Raw genomic sequence first — 20,489 nt, 5'->3', positions numbered from 1 at the left:
TCACCCGTGCGCGAGCACGTCGCGCAGTTCCTCGGGCGAGCTGACAGGGAGCCGGCAGGCAAAGTCCCGACACACGTAGGCGAGGGGCGCGCCGTCGTCCGCCGCGGCTCGGAAGGCGAGCAGCGGCACACGAGCCTCGCCCTCCGCCGCCTCGCCGACTGCGATGACAGCGCCCGGGCTCGCCGAGGCGAGCGCCTCGCCGTGCAGACGACGGCGGTCCTCCCCCGGGGCGCCGACGACGGCGACCTCGAGCGGGCCCACGAGCGCGGCCTGCGCGACGGCGAGAAGCCAGCCGACGACGCGCGGGCCCTGGGCCGCGAGGTGCGGGAGCCCGGCCAGGATCGAACCCGCGAGGACGCGATGCTCGCTCGAGCCGCTGTAGGCCGCGTGGGCCAGGAGCGACCCCGCGAGGAGGGACGCGCCGCTCGGCGCCTCGGCGTCGTGTGGTTCGAGGGAGCGCGCCCCCGCGAGGGCCGAGCGCACGCCCGGGCCGGCCGTACCGCCCCCGGCGGGAGCGTCCGAGAGCAGGCCGCCCTCCACGAAGCGCTGTGTCGCGACCCCGAGCAGCTCCTCCGCCCACACGTACCAGCGTTCCTCCCCCGTCGCCGCGTACAGCGCCAAGGCCCCTTCGGCGCAGCCCGCGTAGTCGGCGAGGAGCCCCTCGACCCCGGCTGCCGCGCCCTCGTGCGAAACCCGCAGGAGCCGCCCGCCGTCCCAATGGACCGTTCGGAGGAGCTCGGCCGCGCGGCGCGCGTCGTCGAGGAGCTCCGGCCGGCCGAGGGCCCAGGCCGCGTCCGCGAGCGCCGCGACGGCCAGACCGTTCCAGCCCGCCACGACCTTGTCGTCCCGCGCGGGCGGCATGCGGCGGGAGCGCTCGGAAAGCAGGGACGGACGGAGCCGTTCCCACAGGTCTCGCTCGTCCGGCTCGAGGGCGCGCCCCGCGTGTAGCGGCGCTGCGTGCCCCGCGCTGGGGAGGCCGAAAATTCCCGCAAGCCGCGCGCCGTCGTCCTCGCTGTCCCTGCCGGCCGCGCCGACGCCGCCGACGGCGGTAGTCAATTCGGCGCGCGTCCACACGTAGAAGCCGCCCTCGAGGCTGCGGCCGTCCCGCTCAGAGTCGGCGTCGAGCGAGGACGCGAAGCCGCCCTCGGGAAGCCCAAGCTCGCGCACGAGCCACTCGGCGGTCAGGCCCGCGGCCGTGCGGGCCTCGTCGGCCGGGAAGTCAGCCGAGCCGCCGAGGCGCACCCAGTGGGCGAGGACGCGGAGCAGCTGGGCGTTGTCGTAGAGCATCTTCTCGTAGTGCGGGAGCGACCAGTCGGCGGTCACCGAGTAGCGCGCGAAGCCGCCGCCGAGGGCGTCGAAGAGCGCTGAGCGGCACATCGCGGCGAGCGTGCGGCCCGCGAGACCGCGCGCGACGGCGGAGGTCTCCCCGGCCGCCGCCGCGTGCCGGACAAGGAATTCGAGGACGGGCGACGGCGGGAACTTGGGGGCGCGACCGAAGCCCCCATGCTCGCGGTCCTCCGAGCGGGCGAGCTCCGTCACGGCAGCCGACAGCAGGCCTGCGTCGACGGGAGCAGCGGGCGCCCCGACGTCAAGGAGCTGCGACGAGAAGACGCCGCCGAGCCCCTCGGCCAGCGCCGCCGCCTGCCGCTCGACGCCGTCGCGGCGCTCGGTCCAGGCCTCCCACACGGCGTCGAGGATCTGCCGGAAGCTCGGTCTGCCGGGCTGGCCGGCAGGCGGAAAATACGTCCCCGCGTAGAAGGCTCGGCCATCCGGGAGCGCGAAGATGCTGAGCGGCCAGCCGCCCTGGCCGGTCATGGCCTGGCACGCGGCCATGTAGACGGAATCGACGTCTGGCAGCTCCTCGCGGTCCACCTTGACGCTCACGAAGCGCGCGTTAAGGGCCTCCGCGATGGCCGGATTCTCGAAGGATTCGTGCGCCATGACGTGGCACCAGTGGCACGCGGCGTACCCGATCGAGATGAACAGCGGAACGTCTCGCTGGGCCGCCTCCGCGAAGGCCTCGTCTCCCCAGGGATACCAGTCCACGGGATTGTCCTTGTGCTGCAGGAGATAGCGGCTGTAGGCGCTGGCCAGGCGGTTTGCCACAGTGTCACTCCGATCCTGTGATAGCTGCATCATAGGGCCCTTGTGATGCGCGGCGGTGATGCAATAGGCAAGGTGATCAGCTCGGCCTAGAGGTCCATCAAGGGACCGCGCCATGCGAATCGAGGTCTGCGAGCTTACCTACCACAGTGCAAACACCCTCAACCAACTGATATGGGACCTTTATGACCAACACAAACCCAGCGCGGTCTGGTGGGCGCTCAGGACCTGATGCCGTCGTGTGGGTCTTGGGGTTCCTGCTCTTCGTGATGACCGCCTGCGGCGCTCCCGGCCCTCCGGGCACGCCGCCGCCCTCAGGCAGCCAGAAGGCGTTCGCGGAGCATGTCGTCGAGGTGGCGGCCTCGGGCGATGTCGACCAACTGGTGAAATTGGCGACCCCGCGCCATACGGGCATCCGGCCTGATGCCGAAGCATTCGCTTCGTTCGCCAAGGGATGGGACACCAAGGCGGACACCCTCGATATTCCCTCTGCCTACAGCTTCCCGGAAGCCGCAATCCTCGAACTAACGCGGGCAAGCGGAGCAAAGAAGAAGGTCCATATCGGGTGGCTGTACGACGAGGGAAAGTGGACCGTGGTGCTCGGGCAGCCGATCAAGTCCGGCTCAAGCGACTCTGCCCGGCCCTGATCCAGTAGCGCGCTATCCTCACCCGCTCCAGCAGTGGCGGATCTACTTCTGCTGCGCGTCGCAGCGCCAAACTCGGTTTCCCGGAGCAACCATCGCAGGGGCCCAAGGTTCCCTCAAGGTGCCCCGGCTACAATGTGTGCTCGATGACAGAGCTCCGCCACGAATCCCCGCGTCCTCAAACGGCCCCCGCCCATGGGCCGATCTTCGTCGACGCCTCGGGGCGCAGGCTCCGCAGGGTCCGGATCGCGGGCGGCATCTTCTTGGTGCTTGTGGTCGGCTACGTGGCGCTCCTCGCCGTGGCCCTCCTCGGCGGCCCCAATATCGCGGCCCCCTATCTGCCCCTGCCCGCGCAGACGACGGCGACCGCGGACCAGGGTCCCGCCGCACCTCCGTGGACGGGACCCTCCGCGGCACCCGCCGCGGGAAACGAAGGCACCGGGCTCTCCGCGGTCCTCGCCGCGCACACAGCGGCCGCACCTGCCGGAAGCGGCGCCGTCCAGGCGCCAGCCGCCCCCGCCCGGCCCGTCGCCCCGTCGCCGTCGCCGACGTCGCCCGGCAAGAGCGGGACCGCGCCCGGCCAGTCCGACCGGCCGCACCCGCACCCGTGAGCCCGGCGGGCCAGCCCACGACGAGGAAACCTCGCCGCGTCAGAGCCCATTGGATCGCGCTCGCCGCGGTGCTCGTGGGCCTCGCCCTCGCGCTCACGATCCAGGGCTACATGCGCCACCTCGCCGGGATCGGAGACGACTCGGTGCCCTCGAGCGGCCAAGCCGGAAGCGTCCCGCAGGCCGTCTCCCAGGGCGGGCCCATCGTCGATGCCCGGGGCGGCACCGTGCGGGCCGTGCGGCCGCCCGAGCGCACGCTCGCGCTCACGTTCGACGACGGCCCCGACCCGACCTGGACGCCCCAGATCCTCGACGTGCTCGCCAGGCACCACGTGCACGCGACCTTCTTCGTCGTCGGGGCGGCGGCCATCGAGAACCCCGGCCTCGTGCAGCGAATGGTCGCGGAGGGCCATGAGCTCGGCGTCCACACCCTCACCCACGTCGACCTCGGCACGGCGCCTGCGTGGCGCCGCCAGCTCGAGATCGCGGGGGCCCAAGAGGCCATCGCCGGCATCACCGGGCGGGCGGCCACGCTTCTCCGCCCGCCCTACAGCTCGGAGAACGACGCCGTCACGGATGGGACGTGGGCCGCGATGCAGACCGCGGCCCAACAGGGCTACCTCACCGTCCTGACCACCCTCGACGGCGAGGACTGGCAGCGCCCCGGCCAGTCGGCCATCGAACGCAACCTCACGCCGTCGAACGCGCAGGGCCAAGTGCTGCTCCTGCACGACGGCGGCGGCGACCGCGCTCAGACGGTCGCCGCGCTCGACTCGCTCCTGGGCACCCTCCCCGGCCAGGGCTACCACGTGACAACCGTCGGCGACGCCGTCGGCATTTCGTCCATGCGCGCGGCGAGCCCGGCCGAGCGGGTGAGCGGGACGGCCTTCGTGTGGGGCATTCAGCTGAGCGACGCCGTGATCACAGCGGTTTCGTGGACACTCCTCGCGAGCGGCGTCGTCACCTTCGTCCGCGCCGTGCTCGTCGTGGGCTTCGCGGCGCGTCACCGCCGAGCGGCGCGGCGCGCGTTGGGAGCGGTACGCGGACGACGGCGGATCAACGCGCCGCTGCGCCACGGCGTCGTCGAGCCCGTGAGCGTCATCGTCCCCGCCTACAACGAGGCGGCGGGCATCGAAGCCGCCGTCCGCTCGATCGCCGCGTCGACGCACCCCGTCGAGATCATCGTCGTCGACGACGGCTCGACGGACGCGACCGCAGACATCGTCGCTTCCCTGGACCTTCCCGCGGTGAAGCTCATCCGGAAGCAGAACGGCGGCAAGCCGTCGGCGCTCAACGAGGGGCTGCGGGCGGCTTCCCACGACATCGTCGTGATGGTCGACGGCGATACCGTCTTCGAGCCGGACACGGTCCGGGCGCTCATCGAGCCTTTCGCGGATCCCCACGTCGGAGCGGTCTCGGGCAACACGAAGGTCGCGAACCGCGGCGGCATCCTCGGAGCGTGGCAGCACATCGAGTACGTCGTGGGCTTCAACCTCGACCGCCGCCTGTTCGACGTCGCCGAGTGCATGCCGACGGTTCCCGGCGCCATCGGGGCGTTCCGACGCGATGCGCTCGTGCGCGTCGGCGGCGTGAGCGACGACACGCTCGCGGAGGACACCGACCTCACGATGGCGCTGTGCCGGGACGGCTGGCGCGTCGTCTACAAGGACGACGCGCGGGCCTGGACCGAAGCGCCGGCAACGCTCGGGGCACTCTGGAAGCAGCGCTACCGGTGGTGCTACGGGACTCTCCAGGCCATGTGGAAGCACCGCGGCGCCGTCGTCCAGGGCGGGCAGGCCGGCAAGCTCGGCCGCCGCGGACTCGGCTATCTCCTCGTCCTCCAGGTGTTGCTGCCGCTCTTCGCCCCAGTCGTCGACGTCTTCGCGGTGTATGGCCTCATCTTCCTCGACCCGATCCGCATCGCCGCCCTGTGGCTCGCGTTCCTCGCCGTGCAGCTGCTCATGGCTGGCTACGCGTTCCGCCTCGACCGCGAGCCGTTACGGCCCCTGTGGACCCTTCCGCTCCAGCAGTTCGTCTACCGGCAGCTCATGTACCTCGTCGTGATCCAGTCGGTCGTGACGGCGCTCGCGGGCGTCCATCTCCGCTGGCACCGCATGGAGCGGTACGGGAGCCTCCGCGTGCCGCCCGCGCCCGAGAGCCCGGCCTGACCTCTGTCAGGGGGTGGCGCCGTTGCCCGCGCCGTTCGCGGCGTGGCCCTCCCGGCCGCCCGCCGGGGGCGTATCCCCGCCGTCGTGCCCTTCACTGGGGTGCTCGCCGCCGTCGCCCTCGCCCGACTCCTCGGCCTCCCCCTCGCCGAGCGCTTCTGCTTCGCGCCGCTCGCGCTCCTCCTCGACCTGCGAGCGGTAGCGGACACGGCGAAGGCGCCGAACCATGTCGACGATGATGAAGACGCTCAGGAGAACCACGAAAGCCGTCGCGAGGAAGCCCCAGAGTCCTGGGGAGACCTGATCCTCCGTGAGGCCGGGCTTGAGGGTGCCAGCAGGGGTCGGATCGGGTGTCACGGCGCCGGACGCCATGACGGCGAGGAGGAGGGAATGCACCCATCTATCCTAGCCCGCGGGCCATCGCCGCCCGGCCTACCGCAAGCCGGCGAAGAGGTCCGGCTCGATCTCGCCCGGCGCCGGGAAGCCCACGCTCGACGAGATGAGCGAGTAGTCCTCCCACGGCCACAGCCGTTGGCGCATGCCCAGCGACACCGCGAAGAACGAGCCCTTCGGGTCGACCTGGGATGCGTGCGCGGCGAGGGCGCGGTCGCGGATGTCGAAATACTCGGCACAGTGGACCTGGGTCGTCACCGGGTGACGCGCGGCCCAGGGGTGGTGGCCCTCGCTGTCGTCCTCCGTCGTCGAGGCAACCCAGCTCGCGTACGGCGATTCGAGCCCCGCCTCGAGGAGCGCGCGGTGGAAGGCCTCGTATTTGCCCACGTTGAACGGGACGTCGTAATAGAGCTTGGCCGGGGCCCACGGCTCTCCGGCATCGGGGTACTCGTCCGCGAGGGGCGCGGCCCGGAAGGCCTCCACTGCGACGCGATGCGCCATGATGTGGTCGGGATGCGGATAGCCGCCGTTCTCGTCATAGGCGACCACGACATGCGGCCGGAATTCGCGGACAAGCCGCACGAGCGGCGCGGCGGCGCGGTCCAGCGGAAGGGTAGCGAAGGCGCCCCACGGCAGCGGCGGCAGCGGATCGCCCTCGGGAAGCCCCGAATCGGTGAAGCCGAGCCAGCGGTGCTGCATCCCGATGACCCGCTGGGCTTCGGCCATCTCGAGCCGCCGGGCACCGGCCATGTCCCGCGACGCGTGCGGGTCGCCGAGGAGGGCGGGATTCTGGACGTCGCCGCGCGATCCGTCGGTGCAGCTCACGACCATGACTTCGTGGCCCTCGGCAAGGTATTTGGCCATCATGGGCGCGCCCTTGCTCGATTCGTCGTCGGGGTGGGCGTGGACCGCCAGGAGGCGCAGCGCGTTCTCGGACACGACTCCTAGAATAGACGGGTGACTCAGAACCCCGGAGCAGCCCCCGCGCACGGCGCGCAGCCCAACGCAGGGCGCTACGCCGGGCGGTACGGCGCCCCGCGCCGGCGGCTCGGCCGACGCGCCGCGGCGATCCTCGTCGCCGCCGTGCTCGCCGTCGTCGTCGCCGGGGTCGCGGTGTTCGCGTGGAGCGGAAACGTCAAGACCGCAACGTTCAAGGATGTTGGCTTCACGACCCCGGATGCGTGGCACGCGACCGAGGATTTCCAGGTCACGAAGGAGGCTTCGCAGACCGCGTACTGCGCGGTCAAGGCACTCAACAGCGCCTTCGGCGTCGTGGGCTGGAAGCAGCTCGAATTCGGCCCGACGAGCGGTTCGGGCATGACGACGACGAATGCGCACGTCGCGCTTCGCACCGAGAGCCTAGCGGTGTCCGTGAGCGTCGATACGTGCTGGATTGCCGGGACCTGACGCCCTCAAGCACCCTTCCGGGGACTGTCAATGTGACACGGGCCTCACACGACTTGGGTTCGCCTGTCATGGTCACTACAATGGACTAATACCCAATGCCCCGTCGGTGGCAGCAGGCGGACCGGGTCGGCACCCGGATCGCAGCACCCCGGCGGGGTCTTTGCTTGAAGGCCGTGCCGAATCCGGGCACGGAATTACTGAGGAGACGAGATGACCACCACCCACCATGGCGGCGCCTGGCTCACGCAGGAGGCGTACGACCGCCTGAAGGCGGAGCTGGACCACCTTTCCGGTGCCGGCCGTCACGAGATCGTCGAGAAGATCGAGGCCGCGCGCCAGGAGGGCGACCTCAAGGAGAACGGCGGCTACCACGCCGCCAAGGAGGAGCAGGGCAAGATCGAAGCCCGCATCCGCCAGCTCACCGAGCTCCTGCGCAACGCCCACGTGGGCGAGAAGCCCGCCGATGACGGCGTTGTCGAGCCTGGCATGCTGGTCGTGGCCAAGATCGCGGGCGACGAAGAGCGCTTCCTTCTCGGCTCGCGCGAGATCGCGGGCGATTCGGACCTCGACGTGTTCAGCGAGAAGTCGCCGCTCGGCGCCGCGATCATCGGGCATAAGCAGGGGGACAAGCTGTCCTACACCGCGCCCAACGGCAAGGAGATCCCGGTCGAGATCATCTCGGCGACCCCCTACGCGGGCTGACCAGCTCGCGGGCCCGTACCTGACGACGACGGCGCCGCTCCCCACGCGGGGGGCGGCGCCGTCGTCGTTCGTCCAGTTCGCGACGCTTCACGATCGAAACGTGAGCTCTCGACGGATTGGGGGCTTCTTTGCGACGAGAGCTCACCTCTCGCGCAACCGGCAGTCAGCGTCCCCGGCGACGGAGGACGACGGCGGCCAGCACCCCGCCGACGAGCCCGAACAGGTGCGCTTGCCACGAGATCCCCCGGCCGACCGACGGCAGCGCCCCGAGCAGCACGGACCCGTACACGAGGAACAGTGCCACGGCGAGGATCACCTGCCCCCAGCTCCGATTGAAGAACCCGCGCACGAGGAGGAATCCGAACAGCCCGAAGATCACGCCCGAGGCCCCGACCGTTACCGTTGGAGCCCCGAAGAGCGAGCCGCCGAACAGCCACACGCCAAACCCGGAGGCAAGCCACGAGAACACGACGGCCGTGAGGAACTGGCGTGCCCCCGCGAGAAACGCGAGGTATCCGAAGACAACGAGCGGGAGCGTGTTCGCCAGGAGGTGGCTCCAGCTCGACGCGTCGTGGACAAGGGGCGCCGTGAGGATGTCCGGAAGGCTCGCGGGGTCGCGAGGCCGGATGCCGAACTCGAGGGTGAGCAGCCCCGCGGTCGCGATATTGACGGCCTCGATGATGTAGAGGACAGCCGTGACAACGGCCATCGTCGCGAGGCCGGCGCGTGCCCGGCCGGCGAGACTCTCGCGAACGCCCATGTGCCTAGAGGTGCATGACGATCGGCTGGAAGCCCTCGGCCCGGAGCGCGCGGAGGACCTGCTCGCAGTGCTCGTGGCCCTTCGTCTCCATGTCGATCGTGATCGCGACATCCCCCATCGCGATCGAGCCGCCGACGCGCGTGTGGTCGACGCCCGTGACGTTGGCGTCGTTCTCCGCGATGATGCGGGAGATGGTCGCGAGCGAGCCGGGGCGGTCGTCGAGCATCATGCGCACGGTGAAGAAGCGGCCCGCGGCGGAAAGGCCTCGCTGGATGACCTTGAGCATGAGCATCGGGTCGATATTGCCGCCCGAGAGGATCACCGCGGTCTTCTTCGGGTGGATCCCCAGCTGGGCGAGCTTGCCGTCCAGGAGGGCCGCGACGCCGACGGCGCCCGCCGGCTCGACGACGAGCTTGGCCCGCTCGAGCAGGAAGATGAGCGCGCGGGCGAGCGAATCCTCGCTCACGGTCACGACGTCGTCGACGAGCTCGCGGATGATGCTGAACGGAAGCTGGCCGGGAAGCCCGACGGCGATGCCGTCTGCCATCGTCGCGACCTTCTGCAGCGGCACGAGAGCGTCCGCGGCGAGCGACGGCGGGTAGGCGGCGGCATTCTCGGCCTGCACGCCGATGACTCGGATCTCGCGTCCAAGCTCCGCGGCCTTGGCCTTGACGGCGACGGCGACGCCCGCGAGGAGCCCGCCGCCGCCGACGCCCATGAGGATCGTGTCGACGTCCGGGACCTGCTCGAGGATCTCGAGGCCGATGGTGCCCTGCCCCGCCACGACGTCGACGTTGTCGAACGGATGCACGAACACCGCGCCGGTCTCCTCGGCGTAGCGCTTCGCCTCGGCGAGCGCCTCGTCGACGTTGTGACCGTGGAGGACCACTTCGGCGCCGTGGCTGCGCGTGGCCTGGAGCTTGGGGAGGGCGACGCCGAGCGGCATGTAGATGCGCGCGCGGATGCCGAGGCGCTTGGCCGCGACGGCCACGCCCTGTGCGTGGTTGCCGGCCGATGCGGCGACGACGCCGAGGGCCTGCTCCTCGCGGCTCAGGCGCGCCATGCGCACGTACGCGCCCCGCACCTTGAACGAGCCGGCCCGTTGGAGGTTCTCGCACTTGAAGAAGACCTCGCCGCCGACCATCTGCCCGAGAGCCCTCGACGTCTCGATCGGCGTCTTGGCAATAATGCCCTCGAGCAGCTCCTGTGCGGCAAGGACATCGTCCAGCGTTACAGCGAGGGTCGAGAGGGCATTCACGGGTCGCGCTCCTAGGGGGCTCGGAGGATTCTGCTGCGCCCGTGCCCGCTGGAGGAGTCTCGGCGGGAGCCACGGGCGCACTATCAGTCTCCCACGCCCGAGCGGGAAGTGGCGCATCGCCGACTTCACGACGGCGTCGGCAGACGGATCAGAGGGACGCGCCGATCCCCCATTCCATCGAGGCCTCCTCGCGGGGCTCGATCCAGCCAAGATCGTTGCCGCTGTTGAAGGCGTTGGCCGGCCCGGTCTGAGGCTCGAGGGCGACGGCGACGTCGCGGCCCGGGAAAGTCCGCGTGACGAAGACGTGGGTGTAGGGGCAGCGCTCGTCCTGCCAGAGCCACACCGATCGGCCGTCGGGCGCCGTGAGCGTCGCCCTGGCGTGCGCAGCGCCGCCGGACGGGCTGGCGTCGCCGAACGCGAGGTCCGTGTACGCGGCATCGAGGTCGAGGTCTCCGACCCGGCGGCCGGACGAAAGATCCCACTCGCCCACCGCCGGCGCCGTCTCGCGCGGGATGAGCCGTTCGTCGGCGACGAGCCGCGTCGAGGCGCGCACGGCGAGCGTGAGCTCGCCCGTCGGCACGTCGCCGAGGCGCAGATAGGGGTGGGCCCCGAGGACGAACGGCGCGGGGCGGGAGGAGTCGTTGGCGAGGGTCTGGCGCACGCGGAGGCCGCCGTCGTCGTCGATCGCGTAGTCGACGCGGTGCCGCACGAGGAACGGGTAGCCGTGCTGCGGGAAGACGACGGCCTCGAGGGAGACGCGATCCTCGGCCGCGTCGAGCACCGCGTATCCGGTGTTGCGCAGGAGGCCGTGGCTCGCGTTGCCGCGCGAAGGCTCCGTGATGTCGAGCTGCTGCACCTTGCCGTCGAGGGTCCACCTGCCGTCCTCGACGCGGTTCGCCCACGGGGCGAGCGTGATGCCTGTCGCGCCGGGCGGGATATCGCCGTCGCCGAACGTCTCGGTGAGCAGGACGCTGTCGGCCTCGAACGAGCGGAGCGCCGCGGCGAGCTCCGTGACGACGGCGGTGCTGCCGCCCCGCGCTATGCGGAACTGACGGCCGGTTGCGGCGGAACGGGGCGTGACGGCAGGGCTCGGAGCGCTCATGGAGCCCCACGTTAGCCTCGCCGCGACCGCACGCGAAAGCCCCTCCCGACCCCTTCCCTGCGGACACCAGAAATGTTATGTTTTGTTAGAAAAGTTTTGTTGATGTGATGTGACTCTCGAGAACAGGGGGAAGGGCCGTGCTTGCTGCCGAGCGCCACGCGCGCATCTTGGCGGAGCTCGACAAGAGGGAGGCCGTGCGGGTCGCGGAGCTTGCAACGTCCCTCGCGGTGTCCGAGATGACGATCCGACGAGACATCGAACAGCTCGAGCACCAAGGTCTCGCGAGGCGGGTCCACGGCGGAGCGGCACGCGTCGTGGACTTCGCGTTCGCCGAGCCGGGATTCGAGGTCAAGTTCGGGCACCACACGGACGCCAAATCGGCGATCGCCCGCGAGGCCGTCAAGCTCGTCCGCCCCGGGTCCACGCTCTTTGTCACGGCCGGCACGACGACGTTCGCCCTCGCGAAGCTCCTTCCGACCGTCCCGGACCTCACGGTGGCCACGAACTCCATCAAGGTCGCCGAAGCCCTCGGCCACTCCGTCCGCACGATCCTCACGGGCGGCGAGCGGACGCCGTCGGAGGCGCTCGTGGGCCCGCTTGCGACGGCATCCCTCGCCCAGCTGCACGTCGAGCTGTGCTTCATGGGCGTCCACGGGCTGCACCCCCGCGGTGGCTACACGACCCCGAACCTGCTCGAGGCGGAGACCAACCGCGCCGCCGCCGAGTCCGCGGCTCGGCTCGTGGTCCTCGCCGACAGCTCGAAGTACGGACTCCTGAGCCTCGCGCAGATCGCCCCGATCGAGCGCGCCGACACCCTCATCTCCGACACAGGCCTCTCGTCTTCCGCGAGACGCGAGCTCGACGACCGCATCCCCCACGTCATCCTTGCCGACCTCTCCACCACCGGGAGCCCCGAATGACAGCCCTCGCCGACTTCTCCCCCACCATCACGCGAAGCACGCTCGCGGACGGCCGCGACCTCGTCTACTTCGACGATCCCGGCGCCGAGCCGCGCATCCCCGCGCGCGACGGCCGTGAGCTGCCGGAGCGTGCCGAGCCCGGCGAGCTCCGCTTCGACGCGCTGAGCGGCGACTGGGTCGCCGTCGCCGCACACCGCCAGGCGCGTACCCACCTCCCGCCCGCGGACGCGTGCCCGCTGTGCCCCACGACGCCGTCGAACGCCTCCGAGATCCCGGACTCGAACTACGACGTGGTCGTCTTCGAGAACCGCTTCCCCTCCCTCGGGCCGGTCCTGGCCGAACTTCCGGGCTCGCTCGCGTGGGGCGAAGGCGTGCCCGCGGCGGGCCGCTGCGAGGTCGTCTCGTTCACATCCGAGCACACGGGGTCCTTCGGCGGGCTGCCCTATGTGCGCGCCCGCACGGTCGTCGAGGCGTGGGCGCACCGCACGGCCGAGCTCAGTGCGCTCAAGGGAATCCGGCAGGTGTTCCCGTTCGAGAACCGCGGCGCCCAGATCGGCGTGACGCTGCACCACCCTCACGGCCAGATCTACGCGTACCCGTACCTCACGCCGCGCGGCGCCCAGCTCGCGGCGGCCGCGCAGCGCCATTTCGAGGCGACCGACGGCACGCAGACCCTTCTCGGCTCCCTCCTCGACCGCGAGCGCTCGGACGGGAGCCGGATCGTGCTCGAGGGGCGGCACTTCACCGCCTTCGTGCCATTCGCGGCCCGATGGCCTGTCGAGGTGCACCTCGTCCCGCATCGGGACGTGCCGGACTTCGCGGGGCTGACCGGCGAGGAGAAGGACGAGCTCGCCGATGTGTACCTCCGGCTGCTCGCGGGCGTCGACACGCTCTACGACACCCCGACGCCGTATATCGCCGCGTGGAATCAGGCGCCGCTCGACCCCGCGCTGAGGCCCGCGTCCCGCTTCCACCTCCAGCTCACGTCGCCGCGCCGCGCCGCGGACAAGCTCAAGTTCCTCGCCGGTTCGGAGGCCGCCATGGGCGCCTTCATCAACGACACTCGAGCGGAGGACGTCGCTGCCCGCCTGCGCGAGGTCGTCGCATCTGCGTCCGGGGCCGCGCGATGAGCGCGGGGCTCACGAACCGCGCGCTGGCCGCGTTCCGGGAGACGTTCGGCGGCGAACCCGACGGCGTGTGGGCGGGGCCGGGGCGAGTCAACCTCATCGGCGAGCACACGGACTACAACGAGGGCTTCGTCCTGCCCTTCGCGATCGACCTCGCCGCTGCCGTCGCGCTGCGTATCCGCGCCGACGGCGTCATCCGGCTGTTCTCGACGGCGGGGACGGCGAGCGTCACGGAGCTCGCCGTCCACGGGCTCGACCGCGAGAGCGCCGCGGGCTGGAGCGTGTACCCGGCGGGCGTCGTGTGGGCCTTCCAGGAGCGCGGGATCGAGGTGCCGGGCTTCGACCTGGCACTCGACTCGACCGTGCCGCTCGGTTCGGGACTCTCGTCCTCGCACGCGATCGAGTGCGCGGTCGCGACGGCGCTCAACGAGCTCACGGGAGCCGGCCTCTCGACGTCCGACCTCGTGCTCGCGACCCAGCGGGCGGAGAACGCGTTCGTCGGCGCGCCGACCGGGATCCTGGACCAGTCCGCGTCCCTGCGCGGCAAGGCAGGCCACGCGATCTTCCTCGACTGCCGCGACCAGAGCGCCGAGCTCGTTCCGTTCGACGCTCCCGCGGCCGGACTCGTCACGCTCGTCGTCGACACCCGGGTCGCCCATTCCCACGCGGACGGCGGCTACGCGAGCCGACGCGCGGCCTGCGAGCTCGGCGCGGAGATCCTCGGAGTAAAAGCCCTGCGCGACGTCTCGGTCGAGGACCTCGAGGAGGCACGCGGGCTCATGGACGACGTGACGTTCCGACGCGTCCGCCACATCGTCACGGAGGACGAGCGGGTCCTCGACACCGTGGCGGCCCTCCGTGCGTCGGGCCCGGCCGCCATCGGACCGCTCCTCGACGCGAGCCACGCCTCCATGCGCGACGATTTCGAAATCTCGTGCCCCGAGCTCGACACGGCCGTCGAGGCGGCGCAGGCGGCGGGCGCGATCGGGGCCCGCATGACGGGGGGCGGCTTCGGCGGCTCCGCGATTGCGGTCGTCCCGGCCGACGACGAGGCCCGGGTGCGCGATGCCGTTCTCGACGCGTTCGCGGGGCGCGGCTTCCGCGAACCCCGCCTTTTCACGGTGTCCCCGGCCGACGGCGCGCGGCGGCTCGCGTAACGTCTGCCTACGCGAGCGGCCCGGGCAGGATTCCCTGCCCGGGCCGCTTCACGACATCGCGCCGCAGGGCTAGTCGTTGCTGTTGAAGATCGCGAGGATCCGCAGGATCTCGGTGTAGAGCCACACGAGGGTCACCGTGAGGCCGAAGGCGGCGGTCCACGCGACGCGGCGCGGAGCCCCCGCACGGACGGCCTTCTCGATGCTGTCGAAGTCGAACACGAGCGAGATCGCCGCGAGCACGACGGCGACGAGCCCCACGACGACCCCGAGCGGGATCCCGAAGAGGTGCACGCTGCTCCGGAGGCCCCACGCGCCGAGCCCGGGGTTGAAGAGCATGACGAAGAGGTTGACCACGCTGAACGCGAGGTACCCGAGGACCGCGATGAGGAAGAACCTCATGAGCCCGGGCGTCGCGCGGACGCGGCCGCTCTTGTAGAGGAGCAGCGTGACGCCCGCAACCGCGAATGTCCCGAGCACGGCCTGGAAGCCGATGCCGGGCGAGAACGCGTCGAGGAGACGCGTGAGCCCGCCGAGGAAGAGGCCCTCGAGCGCGGCGTAGGCGAGGATGAGCGCGGGGACCGGCTCGCGCTTGAACGTGTTGACGAGCGCGAGGACGAAGCCGCCGATCGCGCCGAGCGCTGTGAGCCCGAGGGCGGCGCCGAGCGGGAGCGCGAGCGTCACCGCCGCGCCCACGACGACGAAGCCGAGGCAGGCGAGCGTCTTGACGATGACGTCGTCGTACGTCACGCGCCCGGTCTGGGCGGGGCCGGCCGCCGGGGAGCGGTACAGCTCGTCGAGCTGCTCCGGCGTCATGGCCGGTTGGCCGTACTGCGCCCTATACTGTGCCGTGCCGTACGGCGCGGTGCCGTACTGTGTCGTGCCGTACGGCGATTGCGGAATGGGCGGCACCGTCGCGACGGCGCTCTTGAAGTTCTTGCCCCGGAAGACGGGGTTGCCACCGAAAGCCATGCGGATGACTCCTGTACTCATTGGGTGCTGGTGCTAGTGCTGGTGCTGGTGCTGAGGGAAACGCTACCAAGAGCACGACGGCGGTGGGCCGGGAGTTCCCGTCGAGGGCGCCATCGCGGCCACTAGACTGAGTTCGTGCCCCACCCCGACTCCCCCGACCAGGACACGTCCATGCCGCCGGCAAGCTCGGCCCCCGCCCGTCTTCCCCTGCGCATGCTGCACGACCGGATCCTCGTCGAGCTCGACAAAGACGCGAGCGAGCGCCGTTCGGCGTCTGGGATCGTGATTCCGGCGACCGCGACGCTGGGCCGGCGTCTCTCGTGGGCCAGGGTCGTCGCGGCCGGGCCGAACGTGCGCCAGCTCTCGGTGGGAGACCGGGTCCTCTTCGACCCCGAGGACCGTGCGGAAGTCGAGGTCTCGTCGAAGGACTACATCCTGCTCCGCGAGCGCGATGTCCACGCGGTGGCCGAGCCCGAGGGCCGCGACAGCGAGCTCGGCCTCTACCTCTGAGCCCCGGCCTCAAGGCCCCGCCCGGTTCTGGGCCACGTCCCGTGACGGCGCACCTGCGGCGTCCGTGAGCGAGTCGTTACACGATCACAACCTCGACAGTCGCACTATCCATCTTGTGACGGGCTTCCGCCGAGTAACATGGCGTTCCAGCAGGTGAGATGCGTCACATTCGCACGGGACGCCCTGCCTGCGGTCCAGACCGCATCGCTGGCCTCGGCCAGCAAACCCCCGGATCCACGGAGGTCCACATCGTGAATAGACCAGCTCCAGCCGCACACCCCCAGCGGCTCGTGCGGGCGCTTTCAGCGGCAGGCGCGCTCATCGGCGTCGTCCTGGCCCTGTTCCTTGCGCTCGCCCCCGCAGCGGAGGCGACGACGTCGCCGTCGCCCGCGCCAAGCGGCAGCTCCCAGCAGGAGTTCCCGAACTCCATCTCGGGCATTCTGCGCAACGCGGGCCAGCCGCTCTCAGGCGTCAAGATCACCGCGAAGGGCAATGGGTTCGAGGGAAGCGCCACATCGTCGCCGACCGGCGCGTGGAGCATCTCCGTCCCGACCCAGGGCAGCTATCAGGTCACGCTCGACGAGTCGACGCTCCCTTCGGGCGTCAAGCTCGCCGAGGGGGAGAAGAACCCCCGCACCGTCGTGTTCGCCGGGACTTCGAACCTCAGCACGATCTTCGCGTTCGGCGCCGGGATCGTCGTCCATCAACCAAGCTTCCTCGAGAGCCTCCTCAACCGACTCGTCGCGGGGCTCAGCTTCGGGCTCCTGCTCGCGCTTTCCGCCGTCGGCCTCTCCCTCATCTTCGGCACAACGGGCCTCACCAACTTCGCGCACGGCGAGATGGTGACGCTCGGTGCCGTCATCGTCTACACCCTGAGCGCGATCGGGCTGCCGTTCTGGCTGGCGATCATCGCGGGGCTCCTCTCGGGCGCTGTCTTCGGATTCGTGCAGGACGCCTTCCTCTGGAAGCCGCTGCGGCGCCGGGGAACGGGCCTCGTCCCGATGATGATCGTGAGCATCGGCCTGGCCCTCGCCGCCCGATACGTCATCCTGTTCTTCTTCGGCGGGGCGACGCAGCAGCTTCCGGGCGCGCAGACCGAGGACATCGACCTCGGCGTCGTCTCCGTCTCGCCCAACAACCTCATGTCGCTGCTCATCTCGGCGGTCGTCATCGCGCTCATCGGGATCCTGCTCCTCAGGACGCGGCTCGGCAAGGCCACTCGGGCGGTCGCCGACAACCCCGCCCTCGCGGCGGCGAGCGGGATCGACGTCGACCGGGTCATCCGGATCGTCTGGGTCACGGGTGGCCTGCTCGCCGCCCTCGGCGGGATCCTGTGGGCCTACTACCGCCCAGGGGTGACGTTCAACATGGGTCAGCAGATCCTGCTCATGATCTTCGCCGGCGTCACGCTCGGCGGCCTCGGCACCGTATTCGGCGCGCTCGTCGGATCGGTCGTCGTCGGGATTTTCGTGGAGCTCACGACCGTGTTCGGCCTGACCTCCGATCTCAAGTACGTCGGGGCGCTGGTCATCATGATCCTCGTGCTCCTCTTCCGGCCGCAGGGCATCCTGGGCCGCCGCGAGCGAGTGGGCTAGGAGGCACCCATGGATTTCGGAGAGATCTTCAACGAGGCCATCGGCGAAATGGTGAGTCCGACGACGGCGGCCTACGCGCTGGCCGCACTCGGCCTCGCCGTGCACTTCGGCTACTCAGGCCTCCTCAACTTCGGCCAGGCGGGCTTCATGGCCGTCGGCTCCTACGCGTTCGCGATGTCCACGATTCTCCTCGGTGCGCCGTGGTGGATCGGGCTCCTCATTGCCATCGTCGCGGCGTCGGCCTTCGCGCTCCTCCTCGGCATCCCGACGCTCCGGCTGCGCGCGGACTACCTCGCCATCGTCACGATCGCGGCGGCGGAGATCATCCGCTACGTCGTCACGACGAACAGCCTCACGAAGGTGACGGGCTCGGCGAACGGCCTCGCGGGCTTCCGCCAAGACTTCCTCAGGCTCAACCCGTTCCCGCCCGGGAACTACCTCGGCTACAGCAGCCCCGACTTCTTCTACCGCTTCTTCGGCTGGGGCCTCGTCATCATCTTCGGCCTCGGGGTGTGGCTCCTCATGCGCAGCCCGTGGGGCCGCGTGCTCAAGGGGATCCGAGAGGACGAGCTCGCGGTCCGCTCGCTCGGCAAGAACGTCTACGCGTACAAGATGCAGTCGCTCGTGATCGGCGGCGGGTTCGGCGCCCTTGCGGGCCTGGTGTTCACGCTTCCCCGCGACGTCGTGCAGCCCGCGAACTATGGCACGGAGCTCACGTTCTTCCTCTGGACGTGCCTCCTCCTCGGCGGCATGTCCACGGTATTGGGCCCCGTGATCGGCGCGATGCTGTTCTGGGTCGTCCTCTCCCTCACCCAGAACATCCTCTTCGGACTCATCGGCGTCGGCGCGCTCCCGTGGCTCAACCCATCCCAGGCCGGGCAGCTCCGCTACATCCTCGTGGGAGTCGCCCTCATGCTGCTCATGATCTTCAGGCCACAGGGAGTCTTCGGCAACAAGAAGGAGCTCGCGTTCTCATGAGCGAACCCCAGCTGACGGCCGACGCCGTCGACTACATGACCGACACCCGACCGATCGCCGAGGGCCCGGCCGGGCCCGGCTGCGCGAAGCGGGATCCGATCGTCGTCGCGGACGACGTGAGCCGCCGCTTCGGCGGCATCACCGCCGTCGACGTCGAACATCTCGAGATCCCCCGCCACAAGATCACGGCCCTCATCGGCCCCAACGGGGCCGGCAAGACGACCCTCTTCAATCTCCTGACCGGCTTCGATACCCCGAATTCCGGGACGTGGCAGTTCGAGGGCACCAACCTCGAGGGGATGTCCTCCTACAAGGTGGCGCGCCTCGGCATGGTCCGCACGTTCCAGCTCACGAAGGTCATGGGCAAGCTCACGGTCCTCGAGAACATGCGCCTCGGCGCCTCGGCGCAGCCGGGCGAGAAGCTCCGCAACGCGCTCTTCCAGGGCATCTGGGGCAAGCGCGAGAAGGACATCACGGCCCAGGCCGACGTGCTCCTCGCGAAGTTCAAGCTCGACACGAAGCGCGGCGACTACGCGGCGTCGCTCTCCGGCGGCCAGCGCAAGCTGCTCGAGATGGCCCGCGCGCTCATGGTCAACCCCAAGCTCGTCATGCTCGACGAGCCCATGGCCGGCGTCAACCCCGCCCTCACGCAGAGCCTCCTCGACCACATCAAGAATCTCAAGGCCGAGGGCATGACCGTCCTGTTCGTCGAGCACGACATGCAGATGGTGCGGCACATCGCCGACTGGGTCGTCGTCATGGCCGAAGGGAAGGTTGTCGCCGAGGGGCCGCCCGCCGAGGTCATGCGCGACCAGGCGGTCATCGACGCCTACCTGGGTGCGCACCACGACGTCGACCTTGGCGCTGCAGGCGGCGTGCAGGAGCTCGAGGAAGTGCTCGCGGCGGACGAGGAATCCGTGGTCGGCACGGAGGACGCCGGAATACTTTCCGAAGAATCCGTCCTCTCGGAGGACAGCGAGATCCTCGCCGTCCGGCCGCCCGACGACGAGGACGACGACGGCGACGGCACACGGGAGCGGCGCACGGGCCGCCGGGCCGCCGATTCGCCGCCGGACGTCGTGCCCGGCACGAGCCACGACTCACGGGAGGATTGAGGCATGAGCGAGCAGACAGCGTCCCCTGAGGCCGCGAAGGCGCCGGCGGACGGCGAGGCCGTCGTGACCGTCACGAAGCTCGTGGCGGGCTACCTGCCGGGGGTGAACATCCTCAACGGGTGCAGCATCGAGGCCCTAAAGGGCGAGCTCATCGGCATCATCGGCCCCAATGGCGCCGGAAAGTCGACGCTCCTGAAAGCGATGTTCGGGCTCGTCAAGGTCCACTCTGGTTCCGTCGTCGTCCATGGCCAAGACCTCACGGGCCTCAAGGCGAACAAGCTCGTGAGCCGCGGAATCGGTTTCGTCCCGCAGACGAACAACGTGTTCACGACGCTGACGATCGAGGAGAACATGCAGATGGGGCTGTTCCAGCAGCCCAAGGTGTACAAGGAGCGGTGGGCGTTCGTCACGGAGCTCTTCCCCGAACTGGGCAAGCGCCGCGCACAGCGTGCGGGCTCGCTCTCGGGCGGCGAGCGGCAGATGGTCGCGATGGGCCGGGCCCTCATGATGGACCCCGCGGTCCTCCTCCTCGACGAGCCCTCCGCGGGCCTCTCCCCCGTCAAGCAGGACGAGACCTTCCTGCGCGTGCACGAGATCAATCGCGCCGGGGTCTCGGTCATCATGGTCGAGCAGAACGCACGCCGCTGCCTCCAGATCTGCGACCGGGGCTACGTCCTCGACCAGGGGCGTGACGCGTACCACGGCACGGGACGGGAACTGCTCCACGACCCGAAGGTCATCCAGCTCTACCTCGGCACGCTCGCCGAAAGCAACGACGACGCGGGGCGCTGACCGTGCGCGGTGAGCTGTGGATTTGATCGCTTTGTGGCGGTGTTCTGTGGTCGCTAAATAGCGGTTCGACCGGCACGCAGTGCTCGTGGGGCATCTTTTGCCACAACGACGGGGACCTCGTGAACCCGGCGGCGGATGCGACAGGGAGCGCGGGAGGTCAGGTGAGTAGAACGGGACCGGATGC

Annotated in this window: 20 protein-coding genes; 13 read left to right on the top strand and 7 right to left on the bottom strand. The window is 70.3% G+C overall.

The window, feature by feature from the left end; all coding sequences use genetic code 11:
• Positions 1-2,106, bottom strand: coding sequence for a thioredoxin domain-containing protein (locus RBS12_RS15245; RefSeq protein WP_307966980.1), 2,106 nt, complete (start codon positions 2,104-2,106; stop codon positions 1-3).
• Between the two features lie 182 nt (positions 2,107-2,288).
• Here RBS12_RS15245 and RBS12_RS15240 point away from each other — a divergent pair, with 182 nt between their 5' ends.
• The 3 genes from RBS12_RS15240 to RBS12_RS15230 all read left to right on the top strand — a co-directional run bounded on the left by RBS12_RS15240 (position 2,289) and on the right by RBS12_RS15230 (position 5,523).
• Positions 2,289-2,750 (top strand): hypothetical protein, encoded by a 462-nt coding sequence (locus RBS12_RS15240; RefSeq protein WP_307966979.1) that lies wholly within the window; start codon positions 2,289-2,291, stop codon positions 2,748-2,750.
• A 143-nt stretch (positions 2,751-2,893) separates the two neighbouring features.
• Positions 2,894-3,358, top strand: coding sequence for a hypothetical protein (locus RBS12_RS15235; RefSeq protein ID WP_307966978.1), 465 nt, complete (start codon positions 2,894-2,896; stop codon positions 3,356-3,358).
• The gene (locus RBS12_RS15230; RefSeq protein ID WP_307966977.1) at positions 3,355-5,523 is read left to right on the top strand and encodes a bifunctional polysaccharide deacetylase/glycosyltransferase family 2 protein; all 2,169 of its coding nucleotides are present in this window, start codon (positions 3,355-3,357) and stop codon (positions 5,521-5,523) included. The genes RBS12_RS15235 and RBS12_RS15230 overlap by 4 nt, the downstream gene beginning before the upstream one ends.
• 6 nt (positions 5,524-5,529) lie before the next feature.
• On the opposite strand, the gene RBS12_RS15225 is transcribed toward RBS12_RS15230, so the two are convergent.
• On the bottom strand, positions 5,530-5,916 hold the full coding sequence (locus RBS12_RS15225; RefSeq protein ID WP_307966976.1) for a hypothetical protein: 387 nt from the start codon (positions 5,914-5,916) through the stop codon (positions 5,530-5,532).
• 36 nt (positions 5,917-5,952) lie between these two features.
• Positions 5,953-6,852, bottom strand: coding sequence for a mycothiol conjugate amidase Mca (gene mca / locus RBS12_RS15220; RefSeq protein WP_307966975.1), 900 nt, complete (start codon positions 6,850-6,852; stop codon positions 5,953-5,955).
• An 18-nt stretch (positions 6,853-6,870) separates the two neighbouring features.
• Here mca and RBS12_RS15215 point away from each other — a divergent pair, with 18 nt between their 5' ends.
• Complete coding sequence (locus RBS12_RS15215; RefSeq protein ID WP_307966974.1) at positions 6,871-7,320, top strand: DUF4307 domain-containing protein; 450 nt, start codon at positions 6,871-6,873, stop codon at positions 7,318-7,320.
• Positions 7,321-7,530: 210 nt separating this feature from the next.
• Positions 7,531-8,022 carry a transcription elongation factor GreA gene (greA, locus tag RBS12_RS15210; RefSeq protein ID WP_307966973.1) on the top strand — a complete coding sequence of 164 codons (492 nt, stop codon included), beginning with the start codon at positions 7,531-7,533 and terminating at the stop codon, positions 8,020-8,022.
• Between the two features lie 163 nt (positions 8,023-8,185).
• Here greA and RBS12_RS15205 read toward each other — a convergent pair whose 3' ends face one another.
• The 3 genes from RBS12_RS15205 to RBS12_RS15195 all read right to left on the bottom strand — a co-directional run bounded on the left by RBS12_RS15205 (position 8,186) and on the right by RBS12_RS15195 (position 11,142).
• Positions 8,186-8,782, bottom strand: coding sequence for a rhomboid family intramembrane serine protease (locus RBS12_RS15205; RefSeq protein ID WP_307966972.1), 597 nt, complete (start codon positions 8,780-8,782; stop codon positions 8,186-8,188).
• A gap of 4 nt (positions 8,783-8,786) precedes the next feature.
• On the bottom strand, positions 8,787-10,040 hold the full coding sequence (gene ilvA, locus RBS12_RS15200; RefSeq protein WP_307966971.1) for a threonine ammonia-lyase: 1,254 nt from the start codon (positions 10,038-10,040) through the stop codon (positions 8,787-8,789).
• Between the two features lie 148 nt (positions 10,041-10,188).
• Positions 10,189-11,142 (bottom strand): aldose 1-epimerase family protein, encoded by a 954-nt coding sequence (locus RBS12_RS15195; protein ID WP_307966970.1) that lies wholly within the window; start codon positions 11,140-11,142, stop codon positions 10,189-10,191.
• A 137-nt stretch (positions 11,143-11,279) separates the two neighbouring features.
• Here RBS12_RS15195 and RBS12_RS15190 point away from each other — a divergent pair, with 137 nt between their 5' ends.
• From RBS12_RS15190 to galK, 3 genes are read left to right on the top strand one after another with little or no spacing between them, the layout of a single operon-like run.
• Positions 11,280-12,062, top strand: coding sequence for a DeoR/GlpR family DNA-binding transcription regulator (locus RBS12_RS15190; protein ID WP_307966969.1), 783 nt, complete (start codon positions 11,280-11,282; stop codon positions 12,060-12,062).
• Positions 12,059-13,192, top strand: a complete 1,134-nt coding sequence (gene galT / locus RBS12_RS15185; RefSeq protein ID WP_307966968.1) for a galactose-1-phosphate uridylyltransferase — start codon at positions 12,059-12,061, stop codon at positions 13,190-13,192. The genes RBS12_RS15190 and galT overlap by 4 nt, the downstream gene beginning before the upstream one ends.
• Positions 13,189-14,346 (top strand): galactokinase, encoded by a 1,158-nt coding sequence (gene galK / locus RBS12_RS15180; protein ID WP_307966967.1) that lies wholly within the window; start codon positions 13,189-13,191, stop codon positions 14,344-14,346. Before galT ends, galK begins: the two co-directional genes overlap by 4 nt.
• Before the next feature lie 69 nt (positions 14,347-14,415).
• Here the strand turns inward: galK and RBS12_RS15175 are convergent, their stop codons facing one another.
• Positions 14,416-15,315 (bottom strand): Bax inhibitor-1/YccA family protein, encoded by a 900-nt coding sequence (locus tag RBS12_RS15175; RefSeq protein ID WP_307966966.1) that lies wholly within the window; start codon positions 15,313-15,315, stop codon positions 14,416-14,418.
• 171 nt (positions 15,316-15,486) lie between these two features.
• Here RBS12_RS15175 and RBS12_RS15170 point away from each other — a divergent pair, with 171 nt between their 5' ends.
• The 5 genes from RBS12_RS15170 (at position 15,487) to RBS12_RS15150 (ending at position 20,305) form a co-directional block, all read left to right on the top strand.
• The gene (locus RBS12_RS15170) at positions 15,487-15,825 is read left to right on the top strand and encodes a co-chaperone GroES (RefSeq protein WP_307967042.1); all 339 of its coding nucleotides are present in this window, start codon (positions 15,487-15,489) and stop codon (positions 15,823-15,825) included.
• A 290-nt stretch (positions 15,826-16,115) separates the two neighbouring features.
• A complete protein-coding gene (locus tag RBS12_RS15165; protein WP_373886534.1) occupies positions 16,116-17,420 on the top strand; it encodes a branched-chain amino acid ABC transporter permease in 1,305 nt (434 codons plus the stop codon).
• Positions 17,421-17,429: 9 nt separating this feature from the next.
• Positions 17,430-18,398, top strand: a complete 969-nt coding sequence (locus RBS12_RS15160) for a branched-chain amino acid ABC transporter permease (RefSeq protein ID WP_307966965.1) — start codon at positions 17,430-17,432, stop codon at positions 18,396-18,398.
• Positions 18,395-19,513, top strand: a complete 1,119-nt coding sequence (locus tag RBS12_RS15155; protein ID WP_307966964.1) for an ABC transporter ATP-binding protein — start codon at positions 18,395-18,397, stop codon at positions 19,511-19,513. Before RBS12_RS15160 ends, RBS12_RS15155 begins: the two co-directional genes overlap by 4 nt.
• A gap of 3 nt (positions 19,514-19,516) precedes the next feature.
• On the top strand, positions 19,517-20,305 hold the full coding sequence (locus tag RBS12_RS15150; protein WP_307966963.1) for an ABC transporter ATP-binding protein: 789 nt from the start codon (positions 19,517-19,519) through the stop codon (positions 20,303-20,305).
• Positions 20,306-20,489 lie beyond the last annotated feature (184 nt).

Origin of the sequence: Sinomonas sp. ASV322 (assembly GCF_030908245.1) — a bacterium.
GTDB lineage: Bacteria > Actinomycetota > Actinomycetes > Actinomycetales > Micrococcaceae > Sinomonas.
This window is presented reverse-complemented; position numbering and strand designations above follow the sequence as displayed.